We start from the raw sequence: 19,828 nt of genomic DNA, 5'->3' as shown, positions 1-19,828 counted from the left end.
TAAAATATTTACAAACTATCTTGAAACCACCCTTTCACTGTCTCCATGAAGCTTCTACCATCACCCTTAGCGGTTTTGCCTGACAATGATCCTTCTGATAATTGCTGCATTCCATAGAGCAGCAACCCAACGCCAGTAGAATAAATAGGATTATCAACGATATCAGTTAACCCTCTAACGTTTTGAGGGGACCCGATCCTAACCGGCATATGAAAAATTTCTTCCGCCAGCTCGACAACGCCCTCCATTTTAGATGTACCTCCTGTAAGCACCATTCCAGCAGCCACCAAATTTTCAAATCCGCTGCGACGTAACTCTGCTTGAACCAAAGAAAATAATTCTTCATATCTTGGTTCAACCACTTCCGCCAGAGCCTGGCGAGATAAATCGCGCGGAGGCCTATCTCCGACACTAGGAACCTTTATGGTCTCCTCAGGAGCGGTTAACTTTGCCAAAGCACACGCATATTTAATTTTTAATTCTTCCGCATGAGCAGTTGGAGTTCTTAACGCATGAGCGATATCGTTAGTCACTTGATCTCCGGCAATAGGTATCACTCCTGTATGGCGAATCGCTCCATCATAAAAAATTGCGATATCAGTAGTTCCTCCACCTATATCCACCAAGCAGACCCCTAGCTGCTTTTCGTCTTCCGTTAAGACGGCATAGCTTGATGCGAGCTGCTCCAGAATAATGTCGTCAACCTCGAGACCGCATCTACGAATACACTTTTTTATATTTTGAGCGGCATTTGCTGCGCAGGTTACAAGATGCACTTTTGATTCCAGTCGCACACCGGACATACCTAAAGGCTCGCGCACCCCTTCTTGATTATCAATAATATATTCTTGGGGTAGCACATGAAGAATTTCTTGATCGGCGGGGATAGCAACTGCTCGAGCGGCATCAATAACACGCTCTATATCTAAAGGCAAAACTTCTCGATCGCGAATCGCAACAATGCCATGGGAATTCAAGCTGCGAATATGACTTCCGGCGATTCCCACAAAAACAGAGTTGATGTTACACCCCCCCATTAGTTCGGCCTCTTCAATAGCTCGCTGTATCGAATGAACAGTAGCCTCAATATTAATGACCACTCCTTTCTTTAGACCGGAAGACATCTGCAGTCCAGTTCCCACTATCTCTAGGAAACCTTCAGGGCTCACCGCTCCTACAATAGCTGCAACTTTTGATGTCCCAATATCTAAACCAATTATTAACTGCTCTTCGTTCGAACTAGTCATCTTTTGACCTCATGTTTACCTTCTATGTCTAGGTTTACTGTTGCTCGCTATAAAACATACGTGGCAATTTTTCTTACACCCTTAAGCTTGCATCTATCACATCGATGATTTTTATTTCCATTTCACTGCAACGCCATTTTCGTAACGCATATCTATACTCGCCACATCGGTGCTCTTGGTCTGTAATTCAGACGCCCATACAATTAAGAATCGACGCACTTTTGCTATGATCTGATCATGACCAATTAAAAGCTCTAAACCATTTGACAAGGTCAGCCACCAAACTCCACGGTCGTCCCTCTTTAATTCCATAATTTTCAAACTTGCTGGCTGCAACAACAAAGCAACTTCGCGATAAGTTTTCATCAGCAGGCCTTCCGAATATTCTTCTCCTTGCAATAAAGGCAAATGCAACAAGTTACTATTATTTTCGATCTGTAATATTTCCCCTTGGTTATTTAAGAAACTGTCTTTTCCCCAACGAGCAACTGGAGTCTCCTCTACTACTTTTATCTCTATGTCTCCCAGCCACTTTCGCCTAACAGTAGCGCTTTCTATCCATGAGCGTGATTCCAGAAGAGCTGCGATTGTAGTCAAATCTAGGCTGAGGAATCCTTTATCGGAGACTAGCGGAACCACTGATTCTTCAATTTCTTTTTTGCTTATATTACTAAATATGCCCATTACCGAAACATTCTTAATGGGGACATCAAAAGCAATAAAGAGGTGCCTGCCTCCCCAGATTATAACGACAAAGACTACCACCAAGGGCAACAGTGCTAGCCTCCTAAAAAGCCAATCCAAAAGATTGCGCAACAAGAAAAAGTGTTCTTGTATCTTTGTTGCCCTAATCTCATTACGATTAATTGCCGTGTTCATTTTTAAGACATCCATCTTGAGTTAAAAAAATAATCATCATAAAGAGCTGTCCAGAATCTTTAGGGCCAGCTCATCGAAATTATATCCGGCGGCAACAGCAGCTATTGGCATCAGACTGTGATCAGTCATCCCAGGGACAGTATTTACCTCCAATAAAAAAAACTCTCCGTCTGAATTAGACATTATATCTACGCGCCCCCAACCACTACAGCCGATACTTGTAAAAGCTTCTACTGCTAAATTTGTAAGTAATTTCTCTTCTTCGACGCCTAATCCACACGGGCACTTATAAATAGTGTCATTTGCAAGATATTTTGCGGTGTAATCATAAAATGTGTGATTTGTCTCAAGTTTGATGGAAGGAAGCGTCTCTTCGCCCAATATCGCAACGGTATATTCCGATCCTTCAATCCATTCCTCGGCAATCACAATATCATCGAACTTTGAAGCAATTTTCCATGCCTGCTCTAAAGACTTAGGATCACTAGCCTGACTCATACCTAAACTCGAACCTTCTTGCGAGGGCTTGACTATCACCTTGCCACCCAATTTTCTAAGCGTTTTGTTCCAGTTCGTTTTTTTATCCAGCACGGCAAAATTTGGCGTAGGTAAACCAATACCCTGCCAAAATTGCTTACTATGCAATTTATCCATTGCTAATGCTGATGCCAAAACCCTGCTCCCAGTATAAGGCAGCCCGGAAAACTGCAAGGCACCTTGGAGGCTTCCATCCTCTCCTCCAGGCCCATGCAACATAATCACTGCTCTGCTTAACTGATACTCAGGCAATCGCTGCAAAAAATCCCCATCAACATCAATAAGCACAACATCTACGCCAGATCTAATCAGGGACTCCGACATAAACTTCCCAGACAATAGGGAAATTTCCCTCTCAGCTGACATACCACCAAACAGCACCCCAACTCGACCATACTTTGTCTTCATTGACTGGCTTATTATCATTTTTTTCATCTAGCGAACCCTATATTAACCTTGCATCTGCAAGTATTTTTACAAGTCTGCCGACACTCCCTGCACCCTGGGTAACCAAAATATCTCCAGCCTGGAGTATGTCTCCAAGGACTTCCTGAACATCATCAACACTACAAACATAAATAGGGTCGACTAAGCCTCTTTGTCTTATGCTGCGACAGAGTGTTCTGCTGTCTGCCCCGGGAATTTCATTCTCACCTGCCGCATAAACCTCTAGTAATAACAACGCATCACAACTAGACAACACTTGAACAAAATCTTCGAAAAGATCACGAGTGCGTGTGAAACGATGAGGCTGAAACACCATCACTAACCGCCTTTTTGGCCAACCTTCCCTTATTGCCTTAATGACAGCCGAGACCTCTCGTGGGTGATGTCCATAATCGTCCACTAGCATCACAGTCCCGCTATCTATGGGGTATTCGCCATAAATCTCAAAACGTCGACTGACTCCTTGAAACTCCAATAAGGCCTTTTTGATTGCCTTATCAGAAACCCCCTCATCAATAGCAACAGTGATAGCGGCGGCGGCATTTAAGATATTATGAGCGCCCGGAATATTCATCTCAACAGATAGAGGGCCGACCCCATTAGGTCTATGTAGATCAAAATAACTGTACTGCTGATTAACAGACATATTCTGAATACGATAGTCTGCATCCTCAGAGAAACCATAAGTAAGAATAGGTCTTGAAATATCAGGCAGCATTGCTTTAATCACAGGATCATCAATACATAAAACAGCTAACCCGTAAAAAGGCAGGTTATGAAGAAAGGCTAAAAAGGTTTGCTTTAACTTATTAAAGTCAAAATCATAAGTTTCCATATGATCCGCATCAATGTTGGTTACTATCGCAACCATAGGCTGTAGATGCAAAAAAGAGGCATCGCTTTCATCGGCTTCCGCTACAAAATAAGGGCTTACGCCCAATCCAGCATTAGCATTCACTGCTTTTACGAGCCCCCCAACAACAAAAGTTGGGTCTTTGTCACCTGCAGCCAAAATAGCGGCCAATAGACTGGTGGTTGTAGTTTTTCCATGCGTTCCTGCAACAGCAATACTGTGACGATAGCGCATTAACTCTGCTAACATTTCCGCACGAGAGACTACAGGAATCCTGAGAGTTCGAGCGCCAGTTACCTCTGGGTTATCATGTGTCACAGCCGAAGATATGACGACGACATCAGCACTTTTAATATTTTCTACCGTATGACCCAATTGCACGCTTGCACCCAATTTTTCTAATCGGAGTATATTACCGTTCATCGCTAGATCTGAACCAGAAACCTTGTACCCTTGGTTGATCAGAACTTCTGCTACTCCACTCATTCCGCTGCCCCCAATACCAACAAAATGTATGCATTTCATCCTTCGCATTTCAGGTATAAAATAATTTATCTCGTTACTCATGCTACCTCCATACAAATATCGACCACTAGGTCAGTAGCGTCTACTTTTGCCAATCGTCTTGAATTGATTGCCATAGAGATTAAATTACTTCGATCCCCTAACCACTCATTTAAGATTGATGCCAACCCCTCGGTTGTTAAGTCTGACTCCTTAATCATAATTGCAGCTCCATGCTGCACGAGCCATTCGCCATTTCGAGTTTGGTGATCGTCAACTGCGTAAGGGAAAGGTATTAAGAGCGCCCCGATACCTACTGTAGTCAGCTCTGAGATTGTTAGTGCACCTGCCCTGCAAATAACTACATCGGCCCATTTATAAGCTCCAGCCATATCAGCTATAAACGGCTCCACAGTAATCTTGAAACCAGCATTCTTGTATGCATTCTTAGTATTTTTTAAATGTTTTTTACCAGACTGATGTCTAACCTCAAACCAATGAGGCTTCCCTATAGTAGCTAGCGCTAAAGGAATTTGATGATTAATTGTTATCGCACCAAGGCTCCCACCTAATACTAAGATCCTTAAAGGGTGAGTCTCTCTATTAGAACTAAGTAGCGGCGACTGCAGTGCAATAATTTCACTGCGAACTGGATTTCCAACCCACTCACCCTGAGTGAGTGTATTAGGGAAAGCAGTTAGGACTCGGTTAGCAACTTTAGCTAACAGCTTATTAGTAGTCCCTGCAATTGCATTTTGCTCGTGAATAACCAATGGTAGCCCAAGTATTCGAGCAGCAATGCCGCCGGGTCCTGACACAAAACCACCTAGACCTAAAATAACATCTGGGGACTCTTTGCGGATTACAGCCAGAGTCTGGAATATAGCCCTGACTATAATATAAGGCGCCCTCAACCACTTCATTATTCCAGCGCCCCTTAGCCCTTCTACATCGATATAATCAATAGGGAAATTTTTAGCTGGAACCAGCTCCATCTCGATACCTGCGCGAGTACCGAGCCACGTAACAGCAATATTTTTGCTCCTTAATACCTCCGCCACTGACAGAGCAGGAAAAATATGTCCGCCAGTACCTCCGGCCATTATCATCACCTTATTACATCTCTGCTCTATCACGCCTCACCCGCTTTCCTGTCTCTCGAGTATCACCTACTTCTGAGCTAATTTTCAAAACCAACACCACCATCGCAATACAAACAAGAAGGCTACTCCCGCCATAACTAATAAAAGGTAACGTTAGTCCTTTTGTAGGTAGTAATCCTGAAGTAACGCCTATATTAATAAATGATTGCATTGCCAAAAGCATGGCAATACCAATACAACTGTAAGTGGCAAACCAATCTTTACTTTTCATCGCTTGACGGGCTATATGCAATATCCGATGCACCAACAGCGCATACAAAAATACGACTAATGTAACGCCAACTAATCCAAATTCTTCAGCATAAATGGAAAAAATAAAATCAGTATGAGCCTCAGGCAAATAGTGAAGTTTTTGCACGCTCTTACCTAAACCAGCCCCCAACCATTCTCCTTGACCAAAAGCCATCATTGAGTTTGTTATTTGATAACCAGAATCTCCAGGGTCTAACCAAGGATTCATAAATGTCTTTAAGCGCTCCCATCTGTACTGCTCCATAATGGCAACATAAGATAAGCCAGCAGCAGCTAAAATGGATATTATGCCAAATTGCCAAAGAGCAACTCCCGCAATAAATAACATACAAAAAACTGTGGCACTTATGACTACCATAGATCCATAATCTGGCTCAAAAAATAAAAGAATAATCACTAATCCAACCACAACTAAAGGTTTAAAGACGCTCCTCCATTCGGCTCTAAGTTGCTCTTGATGACGCTCCAAATAACCCGCCAGAAACAAAATGACAGTAAATTTAGCTACCTCTGCAGCTTGCAGATTAAAGGGTCCAAGAGAGATCCAACGCTTACTTCCATTGATCTCCGGTGTGAATAGAACTACCAGCAGCAGCAAAACTGTGACTATGAACAATGGGGGGAGAGTCGGTACCAAATTCGCGAAGGTGCGGCTAGAATGATGGCGGCTGTAATCATGCCAAGCACAAGAAATATTAAATGTCGCTTAAGGTAATAAAAGCCATCGCCATACTCAACCTGAGCATGACTAATTGAAGCGGAATAAATCATCACTAAGCCAATCGTAAGAATAGCCAGCATTGCAAATAAGAGGGGTTGATCTATGCATTGCAGAGAACGCAAAAAACCTTCCCTCGGCTGCAGCGGTCTTGAATTCATCTCAAATCCTCTACTGCGCAGATGAATTTCTCACCCCTATCTTCAAAATCAGCAAACATATCAAAACTTGAGCATCCCGGGGACAACAAAACAATGTCTCTCAGCTGTGCAATTTCGCAAGATGCTCTTACTGCACACTCAATACTTATTGCATAAATAGTGTCTATTTTTCCAGAAACAGCATTACCTATTTCAGATGCGGCTTCGCCTATTAATACAAGCTGCTTAACCGTCCCAGTTAGCGCAGTGGAGAGGGCTGAAAAATCTTGTGCTTTCCCTTGGCCGCCAGCAATCAAAATTATATTATTACAGCCAAGCCCTTTAATGGCTGCCAAAGTAGCGCCTAAATTTGTTGCCTTAGAATCGTTGATATAAGTTACGCCATTTAGAACTCTTATTGTCTGGCATCGATGAGGCAACCCGGTAAATTGACGCAATACTTGTAACATTGACCTCAAGGGAAAATTTACTGCTGAGCCTAAGGCTAAAGCAGCAAGAGCATTGCTTGTATTGTGCAATCCTTTTATTCCAAGTTCGCTTTCAGGCATTAATTTCTCAAATTCATAAGTCAGCCATGATTGACCGTCATCTCCAGAAACTAACCCAAAACCATTAAAATCTGAGCGGTCAAGGCCAAAGCTCCATGTTTTTACTTTGTCTCCAACTAGTGGCGCACTAAGCCTATCATTCCGGTTAACTATCACCTGGCGAGCCCCATTAAAAATCCGATGCTTGGCCTGATGGTAATCAAGTAATGTTTTGTAGCGATCCATATGATCTGCACTAACATTAAGCACTACTGCTACTTCAGCACACAGACTGCCAACAGACTCTAGCTGAAAACTTGATAACTCTAAAACATAAAGCTGCGCATTCTGATCAAGCAATTCAAGCGCAGGCGTCCCTAGGTTCCCGCCAATACCCACCGAACGACCTGCAGCAGTACACATCTCTCCCACTATTGTAGTGACAGTACTTTTGCCATTTGAGCCTGTAATAGCAATAATAGGAGCCTTAGCAGATCGAGAAAATAATTCAATATCATTTATTACTGGGATATTTAACTCGATCGCAGTTTGAATAGCTGGAATTTGCCTAGACAGTCCAGGGCTAAGGATGATCTCATCAGCATTCTTAAAGCTATCAGTAGCGAGCTCTCCTAGCGATATTGATATGTCTGGAAACTCGGCCTTAAACTGTTCAAGCAAAGGGGGGTTTTGGCGAGTATCTAACATCACAAAATGTTGCCCCAATTGAGACAGGTGTCGAGCCACAGAAAATCCTGTAACACCAATACCTACTACCATTTTGAGCTTATTGCTTGCTATTAACTGCCTCATTGGTAAATCCATTCTCTTGCTACCTAAGCTTCAGTGTTACCAAGCCAAGCAATACCAGCATGGCCGTGATAATCCAAAATCTAACGATGACACGAGGTTCGGGCCAACCTTTTAATTCAAAGTGATGATGAATTGGAGCCATACGGAAAATTCGACGACCAGTTAACTTGAAAGAAGCTACTTGCATCATCACCGATACTGCCTCCATAACAAAAATGCCACTCATGATAAAAAAAACAATTTCATGTCTAGTTATTACCGCCACAACACCTAAGGCTGCGCCCAAAGATAATGATCCAACATCTCCCATAAAAATTTGAGCAGGGTACGTGTTAAACCAGAGGAACCCCATACCGGCGCCAACAAGCGCCGCACAAAACACCCCCACCTCTCCAGCACCAGGCACATAAGGAATATGCAAATATTCTGCAAACTCTATATGTCCTACCAAATAACCTATTAGCCCCAAGGCACTGCCAATTAAGACTATAGGCATAATAGCCAAACCATCTAAGCCATCCGTAAGATTTACCGCATTACTGCTGCCGACAATTACAAAATAAGTGAGCACGATATAAAACATACCTAGCGGCAACGCTATATCCTTAAAAAAAGGAACTATTAGCTCGTTTTCAACACCAATACCGCCTATCTTATAAAGAATAACTGCAACTATAATTCCTACCAATGACTGCCAAAAATACTTCCATTTAGCCAAAATACCTTGAGAGTTGTTTTTAATCACCTTTCGGTAATCATCGACCCAGCCAATAATTCCAAACAAAAAAGTCGTCAGCAGCACTATCCAAACATATGGATTAAGAAGATCTGACCAAAGAAGCGTACTAGTAAAGATAGAAAAAAGTATCAATACCCCGCCCATGGTTGGTGTTCCAGTCTTGACTAGATGGCTAGCAGGGCCATCACTCCTAACTGACTGCCCAATCTGAAGGTAAGTCAGACGACGGATCATCCACGGCCCAAAAATCAATGAGATTCCTAAAGAGGTTAGTGCAGCCATGACTGCTCGGACAGTTATATACTGCACTACGCCAAAGCCAGTAAAATACTGCGTTAAGTGGTCAGCTAGCCAGACAAGCATTTAGGTCTCCCCTAATTTTTTTATCAACTGGGATATGTCGTCCATAGCCATGAATCTTGACCCTTTTACCAGGATAGCTGATCCGAAATCAAGCACACCTGAGTTTAAGAATTCACTGCTATTTAAATAATCAATCAATTCTTGCTTGCTTTTAAAGTGCTGACCACTTTGACCAAATTCTCTGGCAGCATAAAAAGAAAGAGGGCCAAGGGCTAAAAGAATATCCACGCCTTTATTTAATGCGTAGCTGCCTATATCAGCATGTAGGGAGACCTCATCATCACCAAGCTCTGCCATATCACCCAATATTAAGACATGAAGACTGCGGATCTCCACAAGGCTATCAATGGCTGCTTTTACTGAACCCGGGTTTGCATTATAGCTATCATCAATACAAGTGACTCCAGAAGGTAGCTCCTCAAGATTCATTCTGCCTGGTATCTGCTTTAGATGATTCAGACCGTCCACAATAGAGGACATTGAAGCACCTGCCGCATAAGAACAAGCTGCTGCTGCAATCGCGTTTACAACATTGTGCTTCCCGCTTAAAGTAAGAGATATGGCTGATTCTCCCTCAGGAGTAACTAAAATAAAGCTATAGCTGCCGTTTTCTTTTAAGACAAGATTCTTGGCAGTAAAGTCGGCATGAGCCTTATTGATCGAAAAATTCAAGACCCTTGCGTTTGTTGATTCATGCCACATCTGAGCATAACTTTCATCAAGGTTGATAACTGCAGTATCTCCGGCAGAGAGATTCCTGTAGATCTCACCTTTCGCTTTAGCAATATCACTAAGAGTGCCAAAACTTTCAAGATGTGCAGGCAAAATATTGTTTACTAAAACAACATTCGGTTTAGTAAAACTACAGAGATAATCTATATCTCCATTAGCTCTTGCACCCATTTCAATTACCGCATAATTATGTTCACAGCGAATCTCCATCAAGGTACGAGGAACTCCAATTTCATTATTTAGATTTCCTTTTGTGAACAATACCGATCCCGTCTTGCTGAGAATAGCTGCAATCATCTCTTTAACTAAAGTTTTCCCGCAGCTTCCTGTTATAGCAATTAAACATCCATTAAGATGCTTACGATTAACTGCAGCAATCTGTCCTAGCGCCTTAGTTGTGTCGGGAACCACCCACTGACTCATGACTAGGTCGCTCATTGGACGCTCAACCACCAATCCGCTTGCTTGAGATGAAATCAACGAAATAAATTCATGTCCATCAAATTTCTCTCCTTTGAGAGCAACAAATAATTGACCTTTCTTTAAACTACGACTGTCTGTCGATACAGACTGAAAATGGCAATCTGGGTACATAATTGTTCCGCCGTATTCTAGAGCCATTTTCGAGAGCATTAATGTATTTATCAACTAGCCACCCCTCCTCTGTAGAGCCAGACTGGCCTCGACTTGGTCGCTAAAAGGTATCATTTTATGTCCAGTAAACTGATACAGCTCATGCCCCTTTCCGGCGATTAAAACAATATCCTTCTTGGTCGCAGACTGAACAGCAAAATCAATAGCCTTTCTTCTATCTGGAATCACATGAACGGACGATCGATCAGTCTTTGCCTCAGAAATGACATCGGAAAGAATCTCATTAATAATCGTTTCCGGGCTCTCCCCGCGAGGATTGTCGCTTGTCACAACAACCTGATCTGCTAACTGGCTAGCAATATTGCCCATTTTTGGCCGTTTAGCTTTGTCCCGGTCACCCCCGCACCCAAACACACACCATAATTTTCCATGACAAAATTGCTGTAAAGTCTCTAGTGTATTTTTTAAAGCATCCGGAGTATGAGCAAAATCTACCACAATCGCTGGTTCAGAAATTTTGACATCACCAGAGTCACCCAAACTAGAAACAATCTCCATTCGCCCTGGCACTCCGGTAAGTTGAGGAATCAGTCTTATAGCCTCCTCGAAAACCAATCCTTGGGAGCAAGCAGCTCCAACGACAGCTAGCAAATTGAGCAAATTAAACCTACCGATAAGCTGGCTCTTGAGCATACCATTGCCCCAAGGGGTGCAAATATTCGCCTCAATGCCTGACACTGATAGACTTACATCCTTAGCGTAGATAGCCGCGCTTGGATTCATTAAAGAGAAAGTAAACACATTTACGGACGAGGGTAACTCTTTAGTTATCTCTAGACCGACAGGATCATCCTCGTTAATCACAGCGGTCTGCAGATCAGGCATGTTGAATAGCTGCTTCTTAGCGGCAGCGTAGTTTGTAAAATCGCCATGATAATCTAAATGGTCATGGCTCAAATTAGTAAATATGGCCGTATCAAACAATAGACCATGAACCCTAAATTGACTGAGGCTATGAGAAGATACCTCCATAACTGCTTTACTTATATTGTGGTACACAAAGCTAGCCAGAACCGCCTGAAGAGTAATAGGATCCGGTGTCGTTATCCCTTCACCACTTAGCTCAGATATTCCATTCTTTACGCACCCGTAACCCAAAGTCCCGATAACTCCAGCAGGATTACCTGTAAGGCTAAATAGCTGTGCCAATAGGTGCGTGCAAGTGGTTTTTCCGTTAGTTCCAGTCACGCCAGTCAGTGCTATGTTATGAGATGGATCAGAATAAAAACGTCCAGAAATTTCACTTATTTTCTTATTCAAGCTTGGTATCGGTATTACTCTGTCATGCTCTTGAAGGAAAATTCCGTCTGCATGAGCAAGCACGACTTCTGCGCCAGCCTTAAGTGATGACTGAATATGATCTCGTCCATCGTGTGAAAACCCAGGGACCGCAATAAATAAATCGCCACTTTCAACCAGTCGACTATCGAGACAGAGACCAGAAATCTTCAAATTGATTAACTCTTCAGGAAACAAAACCTCTGGCATCAAGCTTCCTAGACTTCGGGTAATTGGCCTATTCAATACCGCCATCAAATATCACCTCCAAATCTTATCGGACTTGGCTTAGCACTCAACGCAACAGCTCTATCGCTGACTACTACTTTTGGTGCGACCATTAACACCCTAAGAGCTCTCTCTGTAACATTCGCATACACTGGTCCAGCCACCTGACCTCCAGTATGCCCGCCCACTTTAGGATCATTTATGATCACCACTGTCACTAGACGCGGTTTATCTGCTGGCACTATGCCTGCAAATAATGCAACGTATCTCTTATCATCATATCCTCCCGCTACATTTTTATAAGCAGTGCCTGTCTTCCCGGCCACGTCATAAGTATAAATAGCTGCTTTCTCTGCGGTCCCTCCTTTACGAGTGACACCTGTCATCATTTGGCGAACTATAGCAACTAGTTCTGCATCCACCACCTGCTCTCCTTCTAGAATTTTATCTGTTTTTAATAGCGTAATTGGTCTTTTTAATCCATCAGATGCCAAAACTGCATAGGCTTGAGCAATCTGTAAGGCTGAGGCATTCAAGCTATATCCAATTGCAAAATTTGCTCTTTCTAGTCTCATCGATTTTTTATGTACAGGCAGTGTTCCTGGGCTTTCACCTGCGACACCCGTCCCAACAACCTGTCCAAAACCTACGCGTGAAAATAAATCATGCATATCTTCTGGATCGACAGCTAGACCTAATTTTATAGCGCCAACATTACTGGACTTCTTGAGTAAATCGGCAAGACCAATCTCCCCATAATTACGCTCATCCTTTATTCTTTTTTTGTCTACCTGTATGTAGCCAGGATTTGTATCAATAATTGATTCAGCGAATATCTTGCTGTTCTCCATGGCTGCCAAAACAGTGAAGGGCTTAACGGTCGATCCCGGTTCAAATAAATCTAAAACTGCTCTATTGCGAGCCCCTTTATTTAAAGCATCAGAGCTTAATTTTTTCCTATCATTGGGATTGTAAGATGGCTGACTTGCCATTGCTAAAATTTCCCCAGTGTGCACATCAAGCACTACAATTGATCCAGAAGTCGCCTGATGCCTAACAACAGCGTCTTGTAATTCAGTGTAAGCTTTGTGCTGGAGCCTCATATCAATACTTAAGGCTATAGCTTCGCCAGGCTTAGCATTACGCTCCACCCCCAGATCTTTGATCACGTTGCCCCTTCGATCCTTTAGTAATTTTTTTCGCCCAGGGACACCGGCTAGCGTGCTGTCATATGACGATTCAATGCCCTCCTGACCTTTCTCCTTGTCATCAGTGATTCCGACTATCTGAGACATCACCTCGGCTGCAGGATAAAAGCGCTTATATGTTTTTTCTCCATAAATACCAGGTATTTTCCAGGCAAGAATTTTTTCAGCTACAGCAGGAGGCAAAAAATTTCTTGCCTTCAAAACCATATATGGTCTTTTGGCATACCTCAAAACTCGTTTCTTCAAGCTTGCGCTAGTTACTGATAAATGCTCAGCCAACTCAGAAAATTTAGGATGATTGACATCTACTAGCCGAGGATCCGCTACCAGCTGTACTACAGGGCTACTTATTGCAAGCGGTTCGCCGTGCCTGTCGGTAATAACTCCACGATAAGCAGGGATGACTTCCCTACGAACCATTTTTTTTGAGACTTTTCCTTGAAGAAATTCATAGCCTTTATCTACATCAGACAACACCTGCAGTCCAGCAATATGCCAAATTAGTGCTACTGGTAATATTAGGAGCGCAGTCATCACTAACGCATAGCGCCAGCGAGAAACAGTCAACTTATTTTGCTTTAGTTTCACTCAACACTCTTCCTGGCAGTTATCTAAAATACCTATGGAGAAACGACTATAAATTCATCTTGCCGAGGAGCTCGCATTTGCAGTTCATCTATTGCCTTGTTCTCAATATTAATCAATGAGGTGTAAGAACTTTTTTCTAATAAGTACTTTCCCCACATCTCCTGCAAAATGTTTGACTCTCCCTCGAGAGTTGACAGTTGGCTAGCAAGCAGCCGGCAAGCATTGCTGACATGGACCACAGAAAGCGCACAAAAAATCACACTAATCCAGAAAACTAACAACCAGGATGTAATTTTTAGCCCAGATAGCATAATCATTCCTATGTTAATCAAAGTTATATCAGCTTTTCTGCAATTCGCATCACAGCGCTCCTGGCTCTTACATTGTCCTTAATCTCTAAGCCACTTGGCTTAACTATCTTTCCTATCGAACGCAAACGCCTAACAATATCTTTTTCCATAACAGGTAGGCCTCTAGGTATAGCCTTCCCTTTCTCCTGATCACGAATAAATCTTTTTACAATACGATCCTCAAGAGAATGGAAGCTAATAATGACCAATCGGCCACCCACTGCCATAATTTCTAAAATATCAGGCAACACGCTCTCAAGATCTTTTAGCTCTTGATTAATAAAAATTCTGATGCCCTGAAAAGCTCTTGTTGCTGGATGCTTATCTTTCTCCCAAGCCGGGTTAGCTTCTTTAACGATTGCTGCAAGTTGCCCAGTACGTGTTATTGGCTTATCGGCACGAGCAGCAGCAATTGCACGAGCGATACGCTTGGAATATCGCTCTTCACCGTAGTCTTTTAAAACCTGAGCTATATCATTCTCTTTTGCTGTCGAGAGCCATTCGGCGGCACTAATCCCACAACTTGGATTCATGCGCATGTCAAGCGGACCATCTCGCAGGAAACTAAATCCTCTTATGGGGTCATCAATCTGAGGGGATGAAACACCCAAATCTAGGAGCACCCCACTTACTGTTCCCTCATGCTGTTTCTCTGTTATCAGTTTACGAATATCTGCAAACGAAGCTTGCTTTATCTCAAAACGAGCATCCTTAGAAAATTTCTTTTTCGCCACCTCGCAAGCTTTCGGATCTTTGTCTACCGCCATCAAACTTCCAGTCTCGCTTAGCTGAGACAATATCAGTGCCGCGTGCCCGCCTCGGCCAAATGTCCCATCGATATACAAACCATCGGGATTAGTAATAAGCGCCTCAACTGCTTCTTTTAACAAAACAGCCTTATGTCCCACCTCTACTGACATAAAATTCTACCTATAATGAAATAGACTGCATTTCTTCCGGTATCTTTAAGTCATCGCTAGCTTCAGCTAACCAGCTGTCTCTTCCTCTATTCCAGCTGCTCTCACTCCACAGCTCAAATCGATGGCGCTGCCCCACTAGCATTAATTTTTTCTCTAACTCGGCATACTGCCTCAATTCTGGTGGGATCAGAATTCGCCCACTAGTGTCAAGACTGACCTCTCTCGCATGGCCAATCAAAATTCTTTGTAGCTTTCGTGTGGTTGAATTAAAGGACGGAAGAGCTGCAATTTGCGTTTCTATTGCTTCCCATTCATGCAGGGGATAGATCAACAGGCATTTATCTTGTATATCAATAGTAATGACGAGACTTCCGCCGCATATTTCGGTTAAAACATCACGATATCTTGAAGGCATTGCCATACGCCCTTTGATATCGATATTGATTTCATTGCTGCCTCTGAACACTTTTCTATCCAACCTTATTTGCTAATCATCAGAACCACTTTTATCCACTTTACCCCACTTTTGTAACTATATGCTCAAGAAAGTCAAAGTCAAGGCAAAATAAAGCCCACCAATAAAGAAAATTTGGATAAAACTCAATAACTTGCGACTAGCGAATAAAATACAGGGGCGCTAAATAGGATATAATGAAGAAAAACATATAGCTAGAAATATCAGTTAAAGTGATTCTTTAACTAATAAGCAAGAAAGCTAATTTCATCAAGAATTGAAAGGTTCACTGCTAAGAAAAATCGGCATAGAACTATGCATTACTTAAGCTCAAAAAGAGAGACTAACCTCTGGTATTGCCAGAGGTTAGTCATATTTGGAGTCGGCCTATAAGCCGGGTTCTGTCGTGAGCAGCCATTCCTCTAGGGCGCGCGTCACCACACGCCTCAAGCAACCTACCCGAGTCCAACGCGGGCCACGCCAAAGGACTCCTATTTGGTCTTGCTCCGAGCGGGGTTTACCATGCCGCAATCTGTTGCCAGCTGCGCGGTGCGCTCTTACCGCACCCTTTCACCCTTACCTGTGTCAAAATATGACCATCGGCGGTATGCTTTCTGTTGCACTTTCCGTAGGCTCGCGCCCCCCAGGAGTTACCTGGCACTCTGCCCTATGGAGCCCGGACTTTCCTCCCCTGTCAACCCAATACCACCTAAGGAAATATCGAGAAAAACAGCGGTGGCTGCCCAGCCAACTCCGCGCATAGATTACCATGAAATAATCAGTTGCTTAAAAATTATTTTTATAAAAATCTCACTTAAGGTTGCTAAAAAATTCTCTCGGCTGGTTTATTGCTTAAGAGAGAGAGCTAAGGCGTATAATTCGTTCTTTTGGTAGCCGGTAATTTTTGCAGCCAATAAGGCGGCTTGCTTCAAAGATACTTCGTCCAACAGTATCGCTAACACTCGCCTGGCCTCAGCAGTGTCTGGATCTTTTTCTGAGGGACGAACCCCTTCTAATACAACAACTATCTCGCCTTTTTGTTGGTTTTTATCTTCTTCTACCTGCACTAAAACTTTCATCAGAGATCCAGACAAAAAAGTCTCATAGGTTTTTGTTAATTCTCTAGCGATTACTACTTGGCGAGCTCCACCAAACACATTCACCATATCGGTCAGAGTTTCTAGTATTCTATGTGGGGCCTCATAAAAAATTAAAGTCCTAAATTCTTCAGCAACACTTTCAAATTTTGCAACACGAGCAGATGATTTGGCTGGAGGGAATCCTTCAAAAATAAACCGATCACTAGGCAAGCCTGATACACTAATTGCAGCAATAAGAGCGCAAGATCCAGGTATAGGGACTACTTTTAGACCTTTATCTCTAACAATTTTTACTAACCTATAGCCAGGATCAGAAATCAAAGGGGTTCCGGCATCAGAAATTAGAGCTACAGAATTTCCACGCAAAAGCATATCGACAATAGTGTTAATTTGTTTATTATCACTATGGTCATGATAAGAAACCATAGGGGTTTTTATGCCAAAATGTCTGAATAAGCGACTGCTGCGCCTAGTGTCTTCAGCCGCCACTAAATCAACGGTATGGAGAACATCCACAGCACGAGGTGCCATGTCTCCCATATTACCTATAGGTGTTGCTACTATATATAACTCACCCACCATAAGAAACGACACCAATGTTTAGAGTTCAAGTTACAACCATCTTGTGCTTTATAGCATTACTAGCGTCAGGCTGCTCGCAAATTTCTATTTTAAATATTGGGGAAAAATATTTTCCGCAAGAGGTTCAGTCTTATTCGGACGAAAAAGTATCGAAATATAGCGATACTCAAAACAAAATTGCAGTTTTACTTCCACTAAGCGGCGCACAAAAAAAAGCAGGTGATGCGATACAAAGCGGTTTTCTTGCTGCCTTATATAGAGCTAAGGAAAACAAAGAGCAAGTACCTCAAGTTCAATTTTATGATACAGAAAATATGATGGATGTAGTTAATCTTTATACTCAGGCTGTAAATGACGGTGCACAGTTAGTTCTTGGACCGGTAAAAAAAGACAATGCTTTCCAATTTTTAGCATTAAAGAGAATTCCAGTTCCAATTATCACGCTAAATTATATGGGAGAACTAACATCACCAAGAAGAAATATTTTTCAATTTGGTCTCTCCGTAACAGATGAGAGTCGTGAGATTGCCAGCAAGGCATGGACTAAGAGCCATAAGTCAGCATTAATAATAGCTCCAAGTAGCAGCTGGGGGAGGCGCTCAGCCAAAGCATTCCATGAGCGTTGGCAAGAAAAAGGTGGTAAAATAACTGATACAATATTGTATAGCAACACAGTAACTGACTTCACCCCAGAACTAAGCTCAATACTACATATAAAAAATAGTTCTACTCGCAAACGAAACCTGGAGAAACTGCTCGGCAAGCCCTTAGTTTATACACCGCGCCGCCGAAAAGACATTGATATGATCTTTTTGGTAGCCTATCCAGATCGTGCTCGTCAAATAAAGCCCACCTTAGATTTTCTGTTTGCTGGAGATATTGAAATATACAGCACATCACAAATTTACTCTGGCTCTGAAGAGGTCGACAGAAACAGGGACCTTAATGGTATCAACTTTATCACCACACCCTGGTCTCTAGACCTGTCCACTCTTTTATCAGGGGTCAGCATGCCGCCAATTTATCGGCATTTTTTTGCACTCGGTATTGACGCTTACCAACTGCATTATTCTCTTAAGCAGATGAAAAAAAATCCAAATCATAAATTTTATGGTGTCACCGGCACTCTTCAGTTGAATCCATTAGGTACTATAAAAAGAACGCAGCCTTGGGCAAAATTTCGCAAAGGAAAAATATACTCCATCCAGTAGTTTGCACGAAAGGCAAAGGCCAAGTAGCCTCAGAGGAAGAATTCAGGGAAATATATCGATATGACGATCTGTCATTAAAGCGTCAGCAAACGAATTAAGCATGAGGTAGAATGACGACTTAGCCTTTTAAAAAATATAACGAGTCGACAAGAGAGCCATGGAATCAACTGTTATTGCACATTTCAATCAAAGCATTCAGGTTAAAAAAGACTGCACCAAGATGCTGGCCCCATATATTGTCAGCGCCAGTCATAAAATAGTTCAACAACTACTCCAAGGCCGGAAAGTCTTATCTTGCGGCAACGGCCTAACAACTGCTTTGGCTAGCATCCTCACCGAGTCTCTTCTGCTTCAATATAAACTTGAACGCCCAGGACTTCCCGCCATATCTCTGAATGATAGCGGAATACTAACGGCTATTTGTCATAGGAATGGAAAAAATCAAATATTTAGTAAGCAAATCCTAGCATTAGGGGAACCTGGCGACCTCTTAGCTATATTTAGCAGTGGAAGCAACCCCGGTAATCTCGTGCAAGCCATTCAGGCTGCTCACGATAAATCTATGGTGGTAATAGCATTTACGGGCATGTATGACAAAGACCTTTCGGCCTTACTGAGCAACGAGGATATAGAAATACGGGTTGAGCATGATGATGCACATCGAATCAGCGAATTACAAATGTTGAGTATTTTCTGTCTTTGCGAGCTGATAGACCAACAACTATTTGGAGAAAACAACTGATGTCGAATTCATTGCCGAGTCTCTTAGTGTTTTGCATATGCATTCTAGCCGGATGCACTAAAATTATTCATGTTGCAACCGAGGAACCAATAAAACAAGATCCAGAAAAAATTTCACTCGGTACTGATATTGATGACTGGGAGCTTGAAATATTAATTGGAGTTAACATAAAAAAAACTAGCCCCGAGCTAGAAAATGCTCATATTAATATTACTTCATATAATCGAGTGGTACTGCTAACCGGACAAGCCCCTTCTTTAGAGGCTAGAATTCTTGCAGCTAAAACTGCCAAAGAGTATCGCGGGGTCCGTCAAGTGTACAACGAAATAAAAGTCAGTGGTCCCACTTCTTTTATTTCAAGGACTAACGATGCATGGCTTTCTGCCAAAGTAAAAACTAAATTAATGGCAAACGAAGAAGTGAATTCCTCGTCGATAAAGGTGGTTACAGAAAACGGAGTAGTTTTCTTAATGGGTCTTGTTGTTCGACAAAAAGGAGAAGTCGCCTTACGGTTAGCGAGCGAAACTGGAGGGGCTGTCAGCGTCGTATCAGCTTTTGAGTACACCAACTAAAACTGA

The 19,828-nt window shown here is 42.5% G+C and carries 17 protein-coding genes, 1 other RNA gene and 1 pseudogene; 3 read left to right on the top strand and 16 right to left on the bottom strand.

From position 1 onward, the window contains the following. Positions 1–8: 8 nt before the first annotated feature. From ftsA to rsmI, 16 genes and pseudogenes are all read right to left on the bottom strand, one after another. The gene (gene ftsA / locus ABXT41_RS00865) at positions 9–1,247 is read right to left on the bottom strand and encodes a cell division protein FtsA (protein ID WP_415390953.1); all 1,239 of its coding nucleotides are present in this window, start codon (positions 1,245–1,247) and stop codon (positions 9–11) included. 111 nt (positions 1,248–1,358) lie between these two features. Continuing rightward, entirely contained in the window at positions 1,359–2,126 is a 768-nt protein-coding gene (locus ABXT41_RS00860) for a cell division protein FtsQ/DivIB (protein ID WP_415390952.1), read from the bottom strand. Between the two features lie 36 nt (positions 2,127–2,162). Further along, positions 2,163–3,071: a D-alanine--D-alanine ligase gene (locus ABXT41_RS00855; protein ID WP_415390951.1), complete on the bottom strand. Its 909-nt coding sequence runs from the start codon at positions 3,069–3,071 to the stop codon at positions 2,163–2,165. Positions 3,072–3,108: 37 nt separating this feature from the next. After that, complete coding sequence (murC, locus tag ABXT41_RS00850) at positions 3,109–4,530, bottom strand: UDP-N-acetylmuramate--L-alanine ligase (protein WP_415390950.1); 1,422 nt, start codon at positions 4,528–4,530, stop codon at positions 3,109–3,111. After that, positions 4,527–5,570 (bottom strand): undecaprenyldiphospho-muramoylpentapeptide beta-N-acetylglucosaminyltransferase, encoded by a 1,044-nt coding sequence (murG, locus tag ABXT41_RS00845; RefSeq protein ID WP_415390949.1) that lies wholly within the window; start codon positions 5,568–5,570, stop codon positions 4,527–4,529. The genes murC and murG overlap by 4 nt, the downstream gene beginning before the upstream one ends. A gap of 13 nt (positions 5,571–5,583) precedes the next feature. Beyond that, positions 5,584–6,653 (bottom strand): annotated as a pseudogene (gene ftsW, locus ABXT41_RS00840) (putative lipid II flippase FtsW). Positions 6,654–6,757: 104 nt separating this feature from the next. Then, a complete protein-coding gene (gene murD / locus ABXT41_RS00835; protein WP_415390948.1) occupies positions 6,758–8,113 on the bottom strand; it encodes a UDP-N-acetylmuramoyl-L-alanine--D-glutamate ligase in 1,356 nt (451 codons plus the stop codon). A 7-nt stretch (positions 8,114–8,120) separates the two neighbouring features. Beyond that, positions 8,121–9,203 carry a phospho-N-acetylmuramoyl-pentapeptide-transferase gene (mraY, locus tag ABXT41_RS00830; protein ID WP_415390947.1) on the bottom strand — a complete coding sequence of 361 codons (1,083 nt, stop codon included), beginning with the start codon at positions 9,201–9,203 and terminating at the stop codon, positions 8,121–8,123. Beyond that, a complete protein-coding gene (locus ABXT41_RS00825) occupies positions 9,204–10,583 on the bottom strand; it encodes a UDP-N-acetylmuramoyl-tripeptide--D-alanyl-D-alanine ligase (RefSeq protein ID WP_415390946.1) in 1,380 nt (459 codons plus the stop codon). It lies immediately after the preceding gene. After that, the gene (locus ABXT41_RS00820) at positions 10,584–12,122 is read right to left on the bottom strand and encodes a UDP-N-acetylmuramoyl-L-alanyl-D-glutamate--2,6-diaminopimelate ligase (RefSeq protein ID WP_415390945.1); all 1,539 of its coding nucleotides are present in this window, start codon (positions 12,120–12,122) and stop codon (positions 10,584–10,586) included. Further along, positions 12,122–13,891, bottom strand: a complete 1,770-nt coding sequence (locus ABXT41_RS00815; protein ID WP_415390944.1) for a peptidoglycan D,D-transpeptidase FtsI family protein — start codon at positions 13,889–13,891, stop codon at positions 12,122–12,124. Before ABXT41_RS00815 ends, ABXT41_RS00820 begins: the two co-directional genes overlap by 1 nt. A gap of 32 nt (positions 13,892–13,923) precedes the next feature. Continuing rightward, a complete protein-coding gene (locus ABXT41_RS00810; protein WP_415390943.1) occupies positions 13,924–14,202 on the bottom strand; it encodes a cell division protein FtsL in 279 nt (92 codons plus the stop codon). Between the two features lie 23 nt (positions 14,203–14,225). Further along, the gene (gene rsmH / locus ABXT41_RS00805) at positions 14,226–15,161 is read right to left on the bottom strand and encodes a 16S rRNA (cytosine(1402)-N(4))-methyltransferase RsmH (RefSeq protein WP_415390942.1); all 936 of its coding nucleotides are present in this window, start codon (positions 15,159–15,161) and stop codon (positions 14,226–14,228) included. A 10-nt stretch (positions 15,162–15,171) separates the two neighbouring features. Beyond that, positions 15,172–15,627 carry a division/cell wall cluster transcriptional repressor MraZ gene (mraZ, locus tag ABXT41_RS00800; RefSeq protein ID WP_415390941.1) on the bottom strand — a complete coding sequence of 152 codons (456 nt, stop codon included), beginning with the start codon at positions 15,625–15,627 and terminating at the stop codon, positions 15,172–15,174. 362 nt (positions 15,628–15,989) lie between these two features. After that, an RNA gene (rnpB, locus tag ABXT41_RS00795) (RNase P RNA component class A) lies at positions 15,990–16,370 on the bottom strand. A 90-nt stretch (positions 16,371–16,460) separates the two neighbouring features. Continuing rightward, a complete protein-coding gene (gene rsmI / locus ABXT41_RS00790) occupies positions 16,461–17,297 on the bottom strand; it encodes a 16S rRNA (cytidine(1402)-2'-O)-methyltransferase (protein WP_415390940.1) in 837 nt (278 codons plus the stop codon). Between the two features lie 14 nt (positions 17,298–17,311). On the opposite strand from rsmI, the gene ABXT41_RS00785 reads away from it, so the two are divergent. From ABXT41_RS00785 to ABXT41_RS00775, 3 genes are all read left to right on the top strand, one after another. Further along, positions 17,312–18,508, top strand: a complete 1,197-nt coding sequence (locus tag ABXT41_RS00785; RefSeq protein ID WP_415390939.1) for a penicillin-binding protein activator — start codon at positions 17,312–17,314, stop codon at positions 18,506–18,508. Between the two features lie 157 nt (positions 18,509–18,665). Continuing rightward, positions 18,666–19,250: an SIS domain-containing protein gene (locus ABXT41_RS00780; protein ID WP_415390938.1), complete on the top strand. Its 585-nt coding sequence runs from the start codon at positions 18,666–18,668 to the stop codon at positions 19,248–19,250. After that, positions 19,250–19,822, top strand: a complete 573-nt coding sequence (locus tag ABXT41_RS00775; RefSeq protein ID WP_415390937.1) for a BON domain-containing protein — start codon at positions 19,250–19,252, stop codon at positions 19,820–19,822. Before ABXT41_RS00780 ends, ABXT41_RS00775 begins: the two co-directional genes overlap by 1 nt. Positions 19,823–19,828: the final 6 nt, after the last annotated feature.

Source organism: Porticoccus sp. Uisw_050_02 (assembly GCF_047729555.1).
Lineage (GTDB): Bacteria > Pseudomonadota > Gammaproteobacteria > Pseudomonadales > Porticoccaceae > Porticoccus.
This window is presented reverse-complemented; position numbering and strand designations above follow the sequence as displayed.